The organism is Pseudomonas sp. AC169 (genome assembly GCF_979258515.1).
Genome location: NZ_OZ409866.1, coordinates 3,514,510 through 3,529,276 on the forward strand (window position 1 = coordinate 3,514,510; position 14,767 = coordinate 3,529,276).

Here is a 14,767-nt window from a genome sequence, read left to right on the forward strand (position 1 = left end):
CTGTCGTTCAAGTCGGCCTAGATGGTGCCGGCTGGTTTAGGGAGAACAGAGGATGAATGTGATGGCGCTTTCCTGGGTTGTGGTTGATATCAGAGTCTTGGTGTCCGTGCTGGCGAGTATCGCCTTGTTCTGGCAGGTGCTGCGACGCCGTGAGGCGATAGTTGCGTTGATCGGGTGCCAGTCGCATTTGTATCGCTTGTGCGAAATTTATCATCAGCAAGAAGCCAATGTCCGTGAGCTCACCGCCGGTATGCGTGCAGAGAAGGATCATGTGGAGCAACCACAGTGGCAGGTCGAGTTCGCTCGTGAGGAAATCGATCGGGTTCGCACAGAACACCGCCAACAGGCGTTGCAGATTGCAATACTGGGCATTGCCAGTGCTGCGCGTACCCGGTATCGCCAATTGCTGCAACAGCGCAAGGAGCTCAAGCAGGCACATTCTTGGCAGCTAAAGTTGGGCTTGGGATTTTTCGCCTATCCGTTACCATCAAGGATCAAAAGGATCATTTGTGCGCCAGCCGGCGCAACCTCAGGAGCGAGCGTGACTAATCTCATCATTCCCTGCCGACTGCGCGACCGGTCCAGCGTGGCCAGTTGCTGATGTCGGCAACCATTCATGGCTACCTGGCCAAGATCGAGGCTGGCCAAGCGATCAATCTTGAAGTCCTGCTGGAGCGGCTTGTCGAGGCAGGATGCCAGCGCCACGAACTCTTGCGCCTTTTCACTTCGACCAGGCTGGGCAAGACCCGCTACCAGATCCACATCACCGACTCTACGGCATTCGCCGCCCTGATTGAACGCTTCAGGCCGTCTGGACTTGCCGGCCGGATAGGCGCTGCTTTCGATGGCGACAGCCATCGCGCCAGCGTCTCCGGCTCCTACCTCCTGATACGTTCTCAGTCACACCCACATCCTGTTGTGGCTCTCTACGAGGTCGATCACTGGCACGCCCCCAGGCCAACAGGGCAGGTTGGGGTGATTGTGGAAAACCTGGAGAACTTTCTCGACCTAGAGCGAACGCTCACCCTCATCACTGGCCTGTTGCATCGAGCGCACACAGAGATTGAGCTGATCTACGGCTCAGGTAACCAGGTGACCAACCGTTTGAACACGGCCTTCCTGGACTCTTTTAGTGAGTTGCATTGCCTGTTCGATGTTGATCCAGGTGGGCTACGCATGTACGCCACATTGCGCAAGCAGCTCCCCACATCGCGCCTTCGTTTCCTGGCTCCGGCCGACGTTGAGGAACGACTTGGGCGCTCGCGCTATAGCCTCTCCGGGCAAAGCAGTCAGGACATTCTTCAATACGCAGGCCTGTCGCCCGAGACCGACCAACTCATCCACCACATGCGCCGGCAGAACGCAGTTCTGGAGCAGGAGACCTATCTGCTCACTCTGCCAGGCGAAGGAATGCACGCATGAGCATCGAAGACTTCTACTGGTCGTTCTCCTTCAAGCAAATCATTCTCGTAAACAGCGGGAAGTATTGCTACGTGAAGGTGCCGCTGAACGAGCACATCTGCCTGCTCGGGGCCAACAACGGGGGCAAGACGTCGATTCTAAACTCGATGAAGTTCTTCCTGCTGCCCGAAGAGAATCTGCACGGTTGTGAGCATAAGTTCGGTCTTAAAAATCCGAACGGCTTCTATGGCCGCGACTCCACCTATCAGTTCTATTTTCCGGAGCGCAGCTCCTTCGTGATTCTGGAGGCGGAAAATCCGCACGGGCCGTTCTGCATTGTCCTGAACCAGGGTAACAAGCCCTTCAGCTACGAACGTACTGGCGTGCCGTGCGCGTTCAGCGAGATCGAGCACCTGTTTTGGAACGTGTACTCGCCGATCAATGGCGGCCAAGGTGCACCTGTCTCCGGGCTAAGCATCAAGTCGGTGGCGGCCGAGTTGAAGAAGATGAGCGGGGTATTGATCCGCGACGCCGGCACCATCAAAGAGCGCATGTATAAGCACCAGCCAACTCGCTCGGATGCTGGGCGCTATTGCCTGCTACCACTTAAAAGTGGGGGTGCCAAACAGCGCGAGATCGATGCCTGGAAGCGCCTGATCCATCTGTCATTCGACATTGGAGCTAAAGATCGACGCACTCTGCCGGATACCATTGCGACCATCATCGAAGGTCGCAAGGCCAGGACTGAAGCTGAGGTCAATGTCAACTTTGGCGAAATCCTGGCGCGCTATCAACGGCTTCGTGGTACCCAAGACCGTCTACAGACGATCAGCAACGGAGAGCGCTACTGGAACGCATACAACCAGGGATTTATTGACTTGTCGTCGCGTTCTAGTGTCCTACTGAACCTCCTATTCGACGCGGAAGACAGTATCGAACAGGTGACGGCACAGCTCCTAAAAGTTCGCCAGGAGCGCGCGGCCGAATATTCGTCGCGCAACGATCACAGCCGGGAGGTGGAACGGGACGTAGCTCGTGTGTGGGCCGAATACAACCATTGCCGCGGTTTGGTTAATAGCGCCAAGAAGGCCTTCGAGCTGATCCGGAAGGATGCGATTGAGCTCGGTGCGGTCCGCACGGGCTACGTAGGCATATCGCTCGAGGAAGTCCTTAAAATCCGCCTTGAAGCCCTCGAAGAAGCCCGGCATGACCTTGAAATTTGTAACGACAAGGCGAAACTGCGCAGCGAGTTCGAGGAAAAAAATCGTGAGATCAAGCGGCTCAAGCCCTTGATTGATGACGCTGATCAGTGGATCAAAAACCAGTCCATCAGTGTCTTGGATCTCTTGAGCGAACAGGCCGCTGACCGGCTGTTTTCCCTCAACCAGCAGGCATTCAGCGTTGGGTGCGAGGCCCTGGAGCCGACAACTCGGGACGTCATTGAGCGCTTCGCCGGCCTTTTCAGCGTCGAGGATAATGATCTCAGGTTTCTCGGCAAGCCTTCCGGCATCTTGCTCCAGTCCTACAGTGCCGCCGAATTGCTCGAGCGTAAACAGGTAGAGCTGGGTAACATGACTACGCAGTTACGCAAAGCCCAGGCTCGCTACAGTGAGCTATCCACGCGCGTTACCGAGTCCGAAGAAAAGCTGGCGATTCGTAGCAAGGAACTGCTGGAAGTGATTGTCAAGGATGAGCGCGCCATCAGCCTGCTGAAGAGTGCTGAACGTATTGACGCAGACCTTCAGCGTCTCGAAGGCGAATATGAGTACGCCAAGGAGCAATTAGCCCTGTTAGAGGGGCAGACTGCTGAAGCAAACTCTAAGTTCGACGAAGCCAAGGCACACAGGGATGCTGCCGCGAGTGCTTTGGAGCGTGCCAAAGAAGAATCCAACGACGTTACACACTGGGCAAACCGCATCAAGGATATGCACCTACGCCTGGGTTTGTTGAAAAACGGCTTCCAGCGGGACTCCCCTCAGTGCGTCATGGTCAATCAGGCTCTGATCGACGACATGGATTATCAGTCGCGAAATCTGGTGGGGCTGATGCAAGAGACCTGCAAGCACGTTTCCGACCTCCTGGATGCGGTACCGCTCGATGACAAAAGTCCCGAGCAAGCGCACCGTGCCGCTTACGAGCTGAATGATCTGCGCCAGCTGCATGAACGTTATGCCCTGCTTTATGCCCGGCTCACCTCCGAAGAGGACAATCTCTTCCATCAGGTGGCCGCACACAATGCCGACACCGATATTCAGATGCGGCAAATCCGTGCGACGAGAACGCTTATTACCGGCTTCATTAGCGAGATCGAGGACCATCTGAAGTCCATCAGGATTTCGAATATCGCGGAGATTCGCATCGGCTGTACACTGCATCCGCAGTTCGATGAACTCCTATCCGTCCTTGAAGCGGTGAATATGAGTGGCGGTGAGCTCCCGCCACAGGTGCTGTATGACCGCTTGGGTAGCTTCTTTACCCAGTTCTTTGAATCCGATCAGCGCCGTGATGCCACTCTGAACTTGGCTAAGTTGATCAATAGCGTTGAGTACCGTGTTCGCCTGCTAGGTCGTGAAGAGTTCAAGATTGAGGCGCAGTCCACCGGCACATCGGTGATGATCAACATCCGTGTACTTGCCTTTCTGCTCAAGGAGCTTCTGCAAAGCGACAGCAAGGTGTCGATGCCCTTGCTGATTGATGAGATTTCCCAGTTGGATGTGGCCAACCTGAAGTCCGCTCGGGACATCGCGGAGGCCGACGGTTTTTGCATCTTCGGCGCGACCCCGGAGTGGACTCCTGCGATCGGGAAGGTAATCGGCACCTTCATGAATTTGAGCTATTTCGAAGCCGTAGATGAGTCCTACAGTGCTGAACGAACCATCATCTTCACGGGCGAATGTGAGTCGCTGATCTCGGTTGCGCCTGGAGGTGAACAGGCGCCGGCTAGCCAGGTGCCCGCGTCTGAGCTTGAAGAAGAGGCTCCGACCGAATGATCGTCAATGCGGAGTTCGCCACGATCTCCATGATCGAGAACAAAGGGCTGTTTCTCGACCTGATTGATTACATGGACAAGGTTGGTGAGGGTGAAGAGGTCCGGATAGCCATGTACCAGCACAAGCTGACCGAGCTGATGGACAGGGTGGGGCCGCTTAACAAGGATCGGCCCGCGAAGGATGTTCCGCCTGCGCGGCGTAAGCTGGAGGCTGCGCTGTCGATCGAGAACCTGGAGCGCGTTGGTCTGGTTATCCATGTCGATAACGCCCGCGGAGTGATGGTTTTCGCGCCCTTCATCATCGAGATGTTCCGTCACTTCGATGGGGCCCGTCTGAGGAAACTGAATAGCGCTGACTACGAGATAATCCGAGCCTCTTTCAATCGGCTCTACGGAATTTTTGCTGGCATGCAGTCGTTTAGTGACGGTGACCTCGACTTCAAAGAACAGGTAGACGCGCTGCGCAAAGAGATCCGCAGCGCACTGTCAAAGATGAATGACTGCGTGTCGGCACTCCAATCGCGCCTCACTCGCCTGGGTGAGATTGTCGATCAGATGCGTTATGACGATATTGATGAGGTGTCAGCGGCCAAGGAAGCACTCAGCGAGATCAATAGCATCTACCTGCGCAACATCTTGCCTGCCTTGGAGTTCCTTGCCGAGAACACGGACCTGAAGGAGGGTAAGCCGGCTCTTCAGGCTCTGACCATGATCGGTGACCATCTGGCGCAATATGGGCACCGACGGCTGGCCACCTCGATCTACTACAACATCGAGGCCATTCGCTCCTACCGATATGATATTGATGTGATTCGTGGATCGCTGATGCGCTATGTGCAGCAGAATGCCACGCATCGCCTGGCCTACGACAAAATCGAGCAAGCATGGAACATTTTGCATGGGGCAGTACAGAACCTGCACGACGGGACTCTCAAGGGAAATCAGCTACCGAGCAACGACGATGTTTTCAACAACTGGCCAACCTTCAATGGCCTGAGGTTTAGGCGCTTCGATTCGAAGGTCGAATGGCCCGAGCGGAATCACCGCCTGCTGCTCACTGAACACCTGCGCACTGAGCTGCCCAACGTCCAGGTTCCGGTGGCCGTACCTCAGATTGTCAAACCGACTCAGCTTTCTACGCTGGGTCTTAAGCGTGAAGAGGATGAGCGTTTGTTTTCGATCAGTCGTCTGGTGTCTGGCTGGGAGCTACGCCCCTGTGACGATCTCCATGAAGAACTGAACTACTACCTAAGCAGCCATCTGGACCCCTGCGGCCTAAATGACCTACTTGTCGGATTGAGCTGCCTTAAAGGTACCGAAGGCATTGCCTTGATCCCACGTTTTGAGGTCGGCACGCTCGCCACCGAGACTGAACGACTGCGCTACTACAAGGTACGTCTGGAGACGCCACATGTTTGAACATTCGCCTGCCCCTCTTCATGTCCAGTCCAGAGTCCTGAATCGAAAGCTCTCGACGGAGCTTTATGCTCAGTTGATGTACGGGAAAATGATCAATCGGACACAGTGCATTGAGGGCAAGTTGGCTTCTAACCAGCATTTTGAAGAGCTGGTGAACAACTTTGATCAGTACCGTGCTATCTACGAATTGATCGGCTATGAACTGGTGATGCGGAGTGGTTTCGCATTCATCCGCACTGCTGATGCGTCTGAAGTCGAGAGGGATGATATTGCTCGTAACTTCCAGGGGCTTTTGCTGGTCCTTTTCCGCGGCATCATGGAGCTCGGTTACACCATGGATTTACTGCTGAAGGACGAAGCCGGACTCTCGGATATACGGATCGAAGAGATCGGCAAGGGGCAGGACAAGGTCGAGGTATTGATAGCGTGCGGCATGAAGTCCGGAAACCTCGTCGAGCACGTTAAGAAACTTGAGGCCAGAAATGTTGCTTACCGAAATGCAAAGGGCGGTCTGGTTTTGACCGAGGCTGGAGCGGGATTCTTTCAGGATTTGCTCGGGGAGGGAGACTTGGCGGTTTGAATCCAGTTGGTCGTAAGCGTCCAGGCAGCATGCGTATTTCGTAACCGGCCGGGCAAGACATTTTCCTGACACCGTCGCTTAAGGCGATGGTGTCCACCTAATTTGAGTGCACACCATGTCTTGGCTTCGCAGAGCGGACTAGTCGACTGACCGCTTGGGGGCGAGTGCAGCTGTCGTCACTACGGCATGTGCTGCTCAGGCCGGGTGCAGGCGGTGGTCAAAATGAATGCAAGTATCTGGTTAAGTCGATGCAATTATCTGGCGCGCCAGATTAATTGAGGTGTAGTTCAGCGCCTCGATACTATTTTCAGCCCCCTCGTTTCCTGAATGGCTGAGACCGACAAGCTGCCGGTAGCGGCTTGCTGGATGTGTTCGCTCCACCAGATCATCATGGGGCGCCTTCTCTCAATGTAATCCGCACGATTGTAGGCGCTGCGCACCTCGTCTTTGTCCACGTGTGCAAGTGCGACTTCGATTAGCTCCGGGTCCCATCCCTGTTCGTTCAGGATAGTACTGGCCATGGAGCGCATGCCGTGGCTCACCAAACGCCCTTCAAAGCCCATACGTTTCAAGGCCATGTTTGCTGTCTGGCTGTTGCAGTGAGTTCGTGGGTCTCTATCTGCTGGGAACACGAACTCCCTATGACCGCTGTAGGGTTTTATTGTCTCAAGCAGAGCAAGTGCGTGTTCGGTCAGTGGTATGACGTGAGCACGCCGCTTCTTCATCCGCTCTGCTGGTATCGTCCAAGTTTTCTTGTCGAGATCGATGTCAGCCCAGGAGGTCGTGGCGGCTTCCGCAGGACGGGTCATGGTGTGGAGTTGCCATTCGATTAGGCAGCGTGTTGTTCTTTTTATGCTCGCATTAGCGATGGTAACCATCAGCTCTGGCAGCTCTTCGGGACGGAGAGCGGCCATGTTCTGCTTTTTCGGCTTTTTGAAAACAGCTCGGATGCCGCTAAGCGGGTTGGCGAAGATCATTCCCGAGTTCACGCCGTAGGTCATGATTTCGTTGAGTCGTTGGGTCAGTCGCTTCACTGTCTCCAAGCTACCTTTGGTTTCCAAAGGGCGCAGCAGTTCGATGACCATCGGGGCATTGATCTGCGAGATAGGTGTTGTTCCCAGCAATGGAAAGACATGCAGCGTGAGCGAGCGCCAGATGTCCTCGGCATAAGCCTGAGTGACCGAATCCTTTTTCAGTTCAAACCACGCAGACGCCACGTTCTCGAATGTGTGTTCGGTTGCCTGCCTTTTTGTCTGCTCCAACTCGGTACGTTTTTCTTTCGGGTCGATGCCCTGGGCGAGAAGCTCTCTGGCTTCGACCGTCTTCTTCCTAGCTTGCGCAAGTGAGAGCTCTGGGTAGGTGCCGAGGCCCATGTTGATACGGTTTTTGGTAATCGGCTGCCGGTAGTTGAAGTTCCATAGCGTAGAGCCATTGACCCTCACGCGCAGCTGTAATCCGTCTCCATCGCTAAGGACGTAGTCCTTGTCTTTCGGCTCTACCGCTTTGAGCTGGCGGTCAGAGAGGCGGGTGGCTTGGGCGCACATGAGGTGTTCCATGACATCAATTGGTATTCCAAAAATTACCACTGAAGGGCTTGGAATACCATCTGGAATACCAGGTTACGTGGATTGTGTCGGACGCCCATGGACGCTAATAGACGCTAAAGCCTTGATTTTGCTGGTTTACAGGCACAAAAAAAGACGTCCTTGGACGTCTTTAGATGTGTATTTGGTGGAGCCGGGGGGATTTGAACCCCCGTCCGCCAGTACTCCGCTGTCGGTACTACATGCGTAGCCGTTTCTATTAAGTTAACCCTCAGCGACCCGAAGGGCAGGGTGCTTTGGGCGAGTTGTGTAAGTTTTAGCCGCTTCGTCCACAACGTACTGCACGGCGATTCTGTTCTATATGACAATCATTTTGGGTTTACAGACATCCCCTGATGATTGCTGGACCCGAAGGTACCAGGAGCATTGTCAGCTGCAATTAAGCAGCGAGAGCAACACCGTATTGGTCGTCATTGGCAACTATAAGTAGTTGCAACAGTGGATTTACGACTTCTGTTACCAAGTCGGCATGCACCTAGAGTTTCGCAACCGGCGTCGAATCCTAAACGGCCCCGAACTCATTGCTCAGTACATCTGTTTGAGCAACAAGCCTGCGCAGTGTACGCCAATCAGCCCGCAAGGCCAACCCGAAGGTTGGCCGGGACGCTGATCAGTTGTTGGTGCCGGTGGCTTTGCGCAGTTCTACGATGGTTTGCGAGGTTTCAGCAACGCAATCGTCGATCTTGCCTTGGGCCTTGAGTGCCTTGGCCTTGGCCACACTGGTTTCGGCACGCTGACTCAATTCTGGATTCGCTGAAAGCTGCGCCTTGCCATTATCAATGGTCTGAATATTGGCATCGCACAGATCGGCAGGCTTGTCGGCGGCGAACGAAGTGGACGCCATCATCGATGCAGTAACGAACAGACCTAACAGTACAGAACGTTTCATGTGTAACTCCTTGAACCGAGTGGGTCCAGACTTCGCTGGCCGTCAAGACGAGCAACCGAATGGAAGAAAAACCCCGATCAGTCGGGGTTATTCTGTGGACTACAGTCGAACTCAAGGGTTCTATTTTTCTTCAGCAGGCCTTCGCCCGGGTTACTCGATCCACCAGATAGACCAGCCCGTGATAGTCGATTCCGCCATGTTGCGTCAGGCCGATCTCGCAGGTGCGGCTAGTGGAAATCCCCTCGCTGCAATGCTGCACGGCATCCTTGAGCGTGCGTAGCGAGTGGCTGTTCAACTCTGGCGTGGTGAAGCCCTTGTCACCGGCAAATCCGCAGCAATGAATGCCTTCCGGGATCACCACGTTGTTGCTGCACTTACGCGCCAGATCGATCAACGCCTGGCTTTCGCCCAGATGTTGCGTGCTGCAGGTCACGTGCACGGCAATCGGTGTGTCTTGCGGAGTGAAATCCAGTCGTTCGAGAAGATGCGTACGGATGAAGCGCACCGGGTCGTACAGATCCAGGCGGGTTTCTCCTACGTCCTGCACCAGCCGCAGCGTGCACGGGCTGGTGTCGCAATAGATCGGATCGAGACCGCCGCGACTGGCATGCAGCAATGCGCTGATCAGCTCCTGACGCTTGTGTTCGGCCTGTTCGGCGTAGCCTTTCGAGGCGAAGGGCTGACCGCAGCAGAGGTTGTCCAGATTGTCCGGGAACACCACTTGGTAGCCGGCCTTTTCCAGCAGTCCACGGGTTTTGTCGTAGAGCGACATTTGCTCTTTATCACTCGCCGCCGGACCCATGACTCGCGAGACACACGCTGCGAGATACACCACACGCGGACGTTCGTCTGAGACGCTGGGGCTGAAGCGAATCGCCTTCTCCGGCTGCGGCATCGCATTCGTCCACAACGGCACCTGGCCTTTAGACAGTCGCGTAATCGTTGCCGACAGCTTTGCCAGACGCGGTGCGCCAAGCATCATCCGCGCACCGTTGGCCACGTGCAGGGTGAAGCGTGCGCCTTGCAGAGTCTTGGCGAAATTTCCTTCGATCCAGTCAGCGGTTTTCTGATGCGTCGCGTGCCGGGCTCGGAGCTTTTTCACCAGCTCACCGGTATTGATGCCTACAGGGCAACGTTGCGCGCACAGACCAGTGGCGGCGCAGGTGTCGATACCTTGGTATTCGTAGGCTTCTTCCAGCTCTCGGGTGTCGATGCCCGCACGTTTTTTCGCCTGAATATCGCGCCAGATCACGATGCGCTGGCGCGGGCTCAAGGTCAGGCCTTTAGAAGGGCAGACCGGTTCGCAGAAACCGCACTCAATGCACTTATCCACAATCTCGTCGGCCGCCGGCAGCGGTTTCAGGTGTTTGAGATGGATCTGCGGATCTTCGCTCAGCACCACATCCGGATTGAGAATGCCGTTCGGGTCGAGCAGGCGTTTGAGCTGCCACATCAGTTGATACGCGTTGCTGCCCCACTCCAATTCCACGAACGGCGCCATGTTGCGGCCGGTGCCGTGTTCGGCTTTCAACGAGCCGCCGAACTCCACGGCGACCAGTTGCGCGACGTCGTCCATGAACGCTTGATAGCGTGCGACTTCTTCCGGGTTGTTGAAGCCTTGGGTGAAGACGAAGTGCAGATTGCCTTCCAGCGCGTGTCCGAAAAGGATCGCTTCGTCGTAGGCATGTTTGTCGAACAGTTCGATTAAGCGATTGACGCCAATGGCCAGTTGTTCGACCGGGAATGTCACGTCTTCGATGATCACCGTGGTGCCTGTTTTGCGCACCGCGCCGACAGCGGGGAAGGTGTCCTTGCGGATGGCCCAGAGCTTGGCATTTTCCACAGGGTCTTCGGTGAAGTCGACCTGCTTCTCCACCGGGAAGCCACTGAGCGACGCCATGATCTGCGCCAGTTGTTCCTGTAGCAAAGTGGAAGACGCGGCGCGGGATTCGATCAACAGCGCGCAGGCATTGTTCGACAGCTGTTTTACGAAAGCAGGCATGCCGGGTTTGTCTTGCACCGAGCGCAGGCTGCGCCGATCCAGTAACTCTACGGCGGACACCGGTTGGCTTTTCAGCACGGTGACCGCGTTGCAGCAAGTCTCGACATCCGGGAACACGATCAGCGCCGAAGCCTTGTTCGGGTGATCGATCACGGTGTCGTAAGTCACCGCGCTGATGAAACCGAGGGTGCCTTCGGAGCCGACCAGCAGGTGGCTCAAGATATCCACAGGCTCATCGAAATCCACCAGGGCGTTGAGCGACAGGCCGGTGGTATTTTTCAGACGGTATTTGTGGCGAATTCGTGCAGCCAGTTCGGTGTTGGCGCGAGTCTCGCGACCTAAAGTCGCCACGCGCTCAAGCAGATCGCCGTGGCTAACGCGGAATGCCGCGACACTCGCAGCATCTTCGGTATCCAGACGCGTGCCATCGGCCAGCACCAGACGAATCCCGGCCAGCGTGTGATAGGTATTTTGTGCCGTCCCGCAGCACATGCCGCTGGCATTGTTGGCGACGATGCCGCCGATCTTGCAAGCGTTTATCGACGCCGGATCCGGACCGATCTTGCGCCCGAACGGCGCCAGCCAAGCGTTCGCCTGTGCGCCGATCACGCCTGGTTGCAGGCGGATTTGCGTGCCTTGGCCACGAATCTCGCGGGCGTTCCAGTTATCCCCAAGCACAATCAAAACGGAATCGCTGATCGCTTGGCCGGAGAGACTGGTGCCGGCGGCGCGGAAGGTCACCGGGACGTTATCGCGCTGGGCCAGTTTCAACAGAGCCACGACTTCATCTTCGGACTCGACGCGGATCACCAGTTGCGGAATCAGTCGATAGAAACTGGCATCCGTACCAAAGGCCAGAGTCGATAACGGATCGTCAAAACGGCGCTCGGCCGGAATCAGTTGTTGCACATCACGCAGGAAATTCACCGGAAGCGTCATTGGTCCTCCAGGATCAGAACCACCAGGTCTTTCGGGCCGTGTGCGCCGTAAGCCAGCACTTGCTCGATGTCAGCGGTTTTCGACGGGCCCGACACCAGCAACGCGTTGGTCGGCATGCCTTGCGCCCATTCGTATTCCTGCTGCACCTGATAGAAGTTGTCGCGGATTTCACTGGCCTTGAGCAGGGCGAAATGTACCGGTGGCACCAGGCTCATCAACCGTGGCTCCTCGCGGGTCGGCCACATGATGAGACTGCCGGTGGCGGCAATCGCGCCGAGGGTGCCAGTGAGACTGGCCGGGGTGTCGTTGAACAGCTCGGCTTTCCACTCTTCCATCGGCCGGTCGTAGGATTTCAGCGTCGGCAGCTCGGGATTGTTCGCCCAGTGCTGTGTGATTTTTTGCCCATGGGCTGTAGTCGGTGCGATCAACAGACTCGGCAACTGACGATCGCGCAGCAATTGCGCGAGCAGCGCCGGCCACTCTTCCCCCGAGGTCATGTGGATTTCGGTGTGAACCGCTTCCATCAATTTGCGCAGTTGCGGGATGCGTTGTTCGGCGCTGTAGGTGTAAGGCTGCGTCACCAGATCGACGTCGAAGTCGTCGGCAATCGGCGTGGCGCCGGTCAGACTTTTCCGCAGTTTGCCGAGGATATTTTGCTTGGCGCTCATCAGCGATCTCCCTGTTTGGCCAGATGCTCGCGGGCCATGTCGTGCAGTGAGCGGGCGGCGGGTTTTGGTGCGCTGTGGTTTTGCGTCCACGGGCCAACGTTGCTTGGCGTCAACGCACGCAGACGTGTGGCGAAGAAACCGAACAATCGGTAGAGAGTCGGGGAGCTGTTGAGCCTGGCCCAGGCGTTCCAGATAAAACGTTCCTTGCGCGAATACTTGCTGCCCTGACCGCGCATCACTTGATTCGGGCTGTCCGGGGCTTTGACGTTTTCTTCGCGTAGGCGTCGCAGGATGGCCGGGATAGGAATTTTTACCGGGCACACTTCGCCGCAGGCACCGCACAGCGACGAAGCACTCGGGTGATCCGGCACTTTTGCCAAACCAACCATGTGCGGGGTGATGATTTTGCCGATCGGCCCCGGATACACCTCGCCATAAGTGTGGCCGCCGACGCGGGTGTACACCGGGCAATGGTTCATGCAGGCGCCGCAGCGGATGCAGTTCAAGGTCTGGCGCAATTCACTGTCGGCGAAAGCCTGGCTGCGACCGTTGTCGAGCAGGACCAGATGCACTTCCTGCGGGCCGTCGAGTTCGTGTTCCTTGCGCGGGCCGGAGATCATGTTGACGTAAGTGGTGATCGGAATGCCCAGCGCCGAGCGCGTCAGCAGTGACAGCAACGGCACCACGTCACGCAGGTTTTCCACGACTTTTTCGATGCCGGTGACGGCGATGTGCACCGGCGGCACGGTGGTGGTCATGCGGCCGTTGCCTTCGTTTTCCACCAGCAGCAGGGTGCCGGTTTCGGCGACGGCGAAGTTGACGCCGGAGACGCCGATGTCCGCTTCGAAGAATTTCTGCCGCAGGACTCTGCGACCGATCTGAATGAGTTGGTCAACGTCCTTGGTGTATTCCACGCCAAGTTTGTCGTGGAACAAGGACGCGACCTGACCGGCATTCTTGTGGATCGCCGGCATAATGATGTGTGAAGGCTTCTCGTGGTCGAGCTGGACGATGTATTCCCCCATGTCGGACTCCAGACATTCAATGTCCCGAGCCTCGAGGAAATGGTTCATCTCCATCTCTTCGCTGACCATCGATTTGCCCTTGATCACTTGCCGCGCCTCGTGAGCGCGGATGATCGATAAGACGATGCCATTGGCCTCGTCCACCGTTTCCGCCCAGTGCACTGTCACACCGTTGCGGGTCAGGTTCTGTTCCAGTTGCTCGAGCAGGTCGGGCAACTTGGACAGCGCGCGGGCCTTGATCGAATTGCCCAGTGCGCGCAAATGTTCTCTTTCGTGGGCATCGCTGAAAGCCGCTGCCCGCTTGACCATCAATGAATCCATCGCCGTGCGGAAGTTGTTCCGTAGTTGCTGATCACCCAGGGCGTTGTGTGCCCGGGTGCGGAAATCTTCTTCTACGGCGACCGTAGGAATAATCGCGGAAGTGCTCATTGCGCACCTCCGGTTCGTTGCCACAAGAAGCTGGCGAGATGTTGCCCGCGCAGCGCCTCTTTTTGTTTCTCCAATGCGCCGTTGATGTTCATCAAACAGCCACAGTCGGCGCTCAACACCTTGTGCGCGCCGGAATCCTTCAACGCTTGGGTCTTGTCAGCCACCATCGCGCCGGAAATGTCTGGCATACGGACGCTGAATGTTCCGCCGAAGCCACAGCACTCGCTTTCGTGGTCGTGGTTGACCCGTTCCACGTTGCTCAACTGCGCCAACAACTCGCGGCCGTGCAGGTGGGTGTTCATTTCGCGGCGTGCCGAACACGAGGTGTGCAGCGCGACTTTGACCGGTTCGCCGCTGTCCTTGAGCTGCACCTTACAGACGAACAGCAGAAACTCGGCCAGTTCATAGGTACGCGCGGCGAGGGCCTGAACCTGTTTCAGCGTTTGCGGCTCGTCCTTGAACAAGTCGGCGTAATGCTCGCGCAGCATGCCGGCGCAGGAACCCGACGGCACCACCACCGGATAATCCCCGGCAAACAGCGCCAGTTGCGAGCGCGCCACGGTCCGCGCCTGCTCGGTGTAACCCGAGGTGTAGGCCGGTTGACCGCAGCAACTCTGCCCTTGCGGGTACTCGACCCGGATGCCTTCGCGTTCCAGCAAGTGGATCGCGTCCATCCCGGCTTCGGGGTAGAACAGGTCGACCACACACGTCCCGAACAGATAGACCCGCGCCGGTTTCTCGCTGGGGTATTGCCGAGGTTCGGGCAGTGGCGGTGCCACGCGGGTCGCGTTTGGCACAGCGTTGTAAAAAAGCTCGCTCATC

11 protein-coding genes and 1 other RNA gene are annotated in these 14,767 nt (G+C 56.6%); 5 read left to right on the forward strand and 7 right to left on the reverse strand.

Annotated elements, in window-relative coordinates; genetic code table 11:
• The first annotated feature begins 52 nt into the window (after nt 1-52).
• From ACZZ0G_RS15760 to ACZZ0G_RS15780, 5 genes are read left to right on the forward strand one after another with little or no spacing between them, the layout of a single operon-like run.
• Complete coding sequence (locus ACZZ0G_RS15760) at nt 53-601, forward strand: hypothetical protein (RefSeq protein WP_463556758.1); 549 nt, start codon at nt 53-55, stop codon at nt 599-601.
• Nucleotides 601-1,422, forward strand: coding sequence for a Wadjet anti-phage system protein JetD domain-containing protein (locus ACZZ0G_RS15765; protein WP_463556759.1), 822 nt, complete (start codon nt 601-603; stop codon nt 1,420-1,422). The genes ACZZ0G_RS15760 and ACZZ0G_RS15765 overlap by 1 nt, the downstream gene beginning before the upstream one ends.
• The gene (locus ACZZ0G_RS15770; RefSeq protein ID WP_463556760.1) at nt 1,419-4,391 is read left to right on the forward strand and encodes a coiled-coil domain-containing protein; all 2,973 of its coding nucleotides are present in this window, start codon (nt 1,419-1,421) and stop codon (nt 4,389-4,391) included. Before ACZZ0G_RS15765 ends, ACZZ0G_RS15770 begins: the two co-directional genes overlap by 4 nt.
• Entirely contained in the window at nt 4,388-5,809 is a 1,422-nt protein-coding gene (locus tag ACZZ0G_RS15775; protein ID WP_463556761.1) for a hypothetical protein, read from the forward strand. The genes ACZZ0G_RS15770 and ACZZ0G_RS15775 overlap by 4 nt, the downstream gene beginning before the upstream one ends.
• On the forward strand, nt 5,802-6,389 hold the full coding sequence (locus tag ACZZ0G_RS15780) for a condensin complex protein MksE (protein ID WP_463556762.1): 588 nt from the start codon (nt 5,802-5,804) through the stop codon (nt 6,387-6,389). Before ACZZ0G_RS15775 ends, ACZZ0G_RS15780 begins: the two co-directional genes overlap by 8 nt.
• A 287-nt stretch (nt 6,390-6,676) precedes the next feature.
• On the opposite strand, the gene ACZZ0G_RS15785 is transcribed toward ACZZ0G_RS15780, so the two are convergent.
• The 7 genes from ACZZ0G_RS15785 to ACZZ0G_RS15815 all read right to left on the reverse strand — a co-directional run bounded on the left by ACZZ0G_RS15785 (nt 6,677) and on the right by ACZZ0G_RS15815 (nt 14,766).
• Complete coding sequence (locus ACZZ0G_RS15785; RefSeq protein ID WP_463556763.1) at nt 6,677-7,933, reverse strand: integrase domain-containing protein; 1,257 nt, start codon at nt 7,931-7,933, stop codon at nt 6,677-6,679.
• Nucleotides 7,934-8,118: 185 nt separating this feature from the next.
• Nucleotides 8,119-8,507: a transfer-messenger RNA gene (gene ssrA, locus ACZZ0G_RS15790) on the reverse strand.
• Nucleotides 8,508-8,603: 96 nt separating this feature from the next.
• Nucleotides 8,604-8,882 carry a hypothetical protein gene (locus ACZZ0G_RS15795; protein ID WP_158958624.1) on the reverse strand — a complete coding sequence of 93 codons (279 nt, stop codon included), beginning with the start codon at nt 8,880-8,882 and terminating at the stop codon, nt 8,604-8,606.
• A gap of 130 nt (nt 8,883-9,012) precedes the next feature.
• Nucleotides 9,013-11,823 carry an FAD-binding and (Fe-S)-binding domain-containing protein gene (locus ACZZ0G_RS15800; RefSeq protein WP_463556764.1) on the reverse strand — a complete coding sequence of 937 codons (2,811 nt, stop codon included), beginning with the start codon at nt 11,821-11,823 and terminating at the stop codon, nt 9,013-9,015.
• Nucleotides 11,820-12,491, reverse strand: a complete 672-nt coding sequence (locus tag ACZZ0G_RS15805; RefSeq protein ID WP_463556765.1) for a LutC/YkgG family protein — start codon at nt 12,489-12,491, stop codon at nt 11,820-11,822. The genes ACZZ0G_RS15800 and ACZZ0G_RS15805 overlap by 4 nt, the downstream gene beginning before the upstream one ends.
• Nucleotides 12,491-13,945: a LutB/LldF family L-lactate oxidation iron-sulfur protein gene (locus ACZZ0G_RS15810; protein ID WP_007915200.1), complete on the reverse strand. Its 1,455-nt coding sequence runs from the start codon at nt 13,943-13,945 to the stop codon at nt 12,491-12,493. The genes ACZZ0G_RS15805 and ACZZ0G_RS15810 overlap by 1 nt, the downstream gene beginning before the upstream one ends.
• On the reverse strand, nt 13,942-14,766 hold the full coding sequence (locus tag ACZZ0G_RS15815; protein ID WP_463556766.1) for a (Fe-S)-binding protein: 825 nt from the start codon (nt 14,764-14,766) through the stop codon (nt 13,942-13,944). Before ACZZ0G_RS15815 ends, ACZZ0G_RS15810 begins: the two co-directional genes overlap by 4 nt.
• Between the last annotated feature and the right edge of the window lies 1 nt (nt 14,767).

Bases quoted from the DNA above. Each gene is read 5' to 3' on its own strand.
- ACZZ0G_RS15770 (WP_463556760.1), top strand. From the start codon at position 1,419: ATGAGCATCGAAGACTTCTACTGGTCGTTCTCCTTCAAGCAAATCATT.
- ACZZ0G_RS15780 (WP_463556762.1), top strand. From the start codon at position 5,802: ATGTTTGAACATTCGCCTGCCCCTCTTCATGTCCAGTCCAGAGTCCTG.
- ACZZ0G_RS15760 (WP_463556758.1), top strand. From the start codon at position 53: ATGAATGTGATGGCGCTTTCCTGGGTTGTGGTTGATATCAGAGTCTTG.
- ACZZ0G_RS15785 (WP_463556763.1), bottom strand. From the start codon at position 7,933: ATGTGCGCCCAAGCCACCCGCCTCTCTGACCGCCAGCTCAAAGCGGTA.
- ACZZ0G_RS15765 (WP_463556759.1), top strand. From the start codon at position 601: ATGTCGGCAACCATTCATGGCTACCTGGCCAAGATCGAGGCTGGCCAA.
- ACZZ0G_RS15795 (WP_158958624.1), bottom strand. From the start codon at position 8,882: ATGAAACGTTCTGTACTGTTAGGTCTGTTCGTTACTGCATCGATGATG.
- ACZZ0G_RS15800 (WP_463556764.1), bottom strand. From the start codon at position 11,823: ATGACGCTTCCGGTGAATTTCCTGCGTGATGTGCAACAACTGATTCCG.
- ACZZ0G_RS15805 (WP_463556765.1), bottom strand. From the start codon at position 12,491: ATGAGCGCCAAGCAAAATATCCTCGGCAAACTGCGGAAAAGTCTGACC.
- ACZZ0G_RS15815 (WP_463556766.1), bottom strand. From the start codon at position 14,766: ATGAGCGAGCTTTTTTACAACGCTGTGCCAAACGCGACCCGCGTGGCA.
- ACZZ0G_RS15775 (WP_463556761.1), top strand. From the start codon at position 4,388: ATGATCGTCAATGCGGAGTTCGCCACGATCTCCATGATCGAGAACAAA.
- ACZZ0G_RS15810 (WP_007915200.1), bottom strand. From the start codon at position 13,945: ATGAGCACTTCCGCGATTATTCCTACGGTCGCCGTAGAAGAAGATTTC.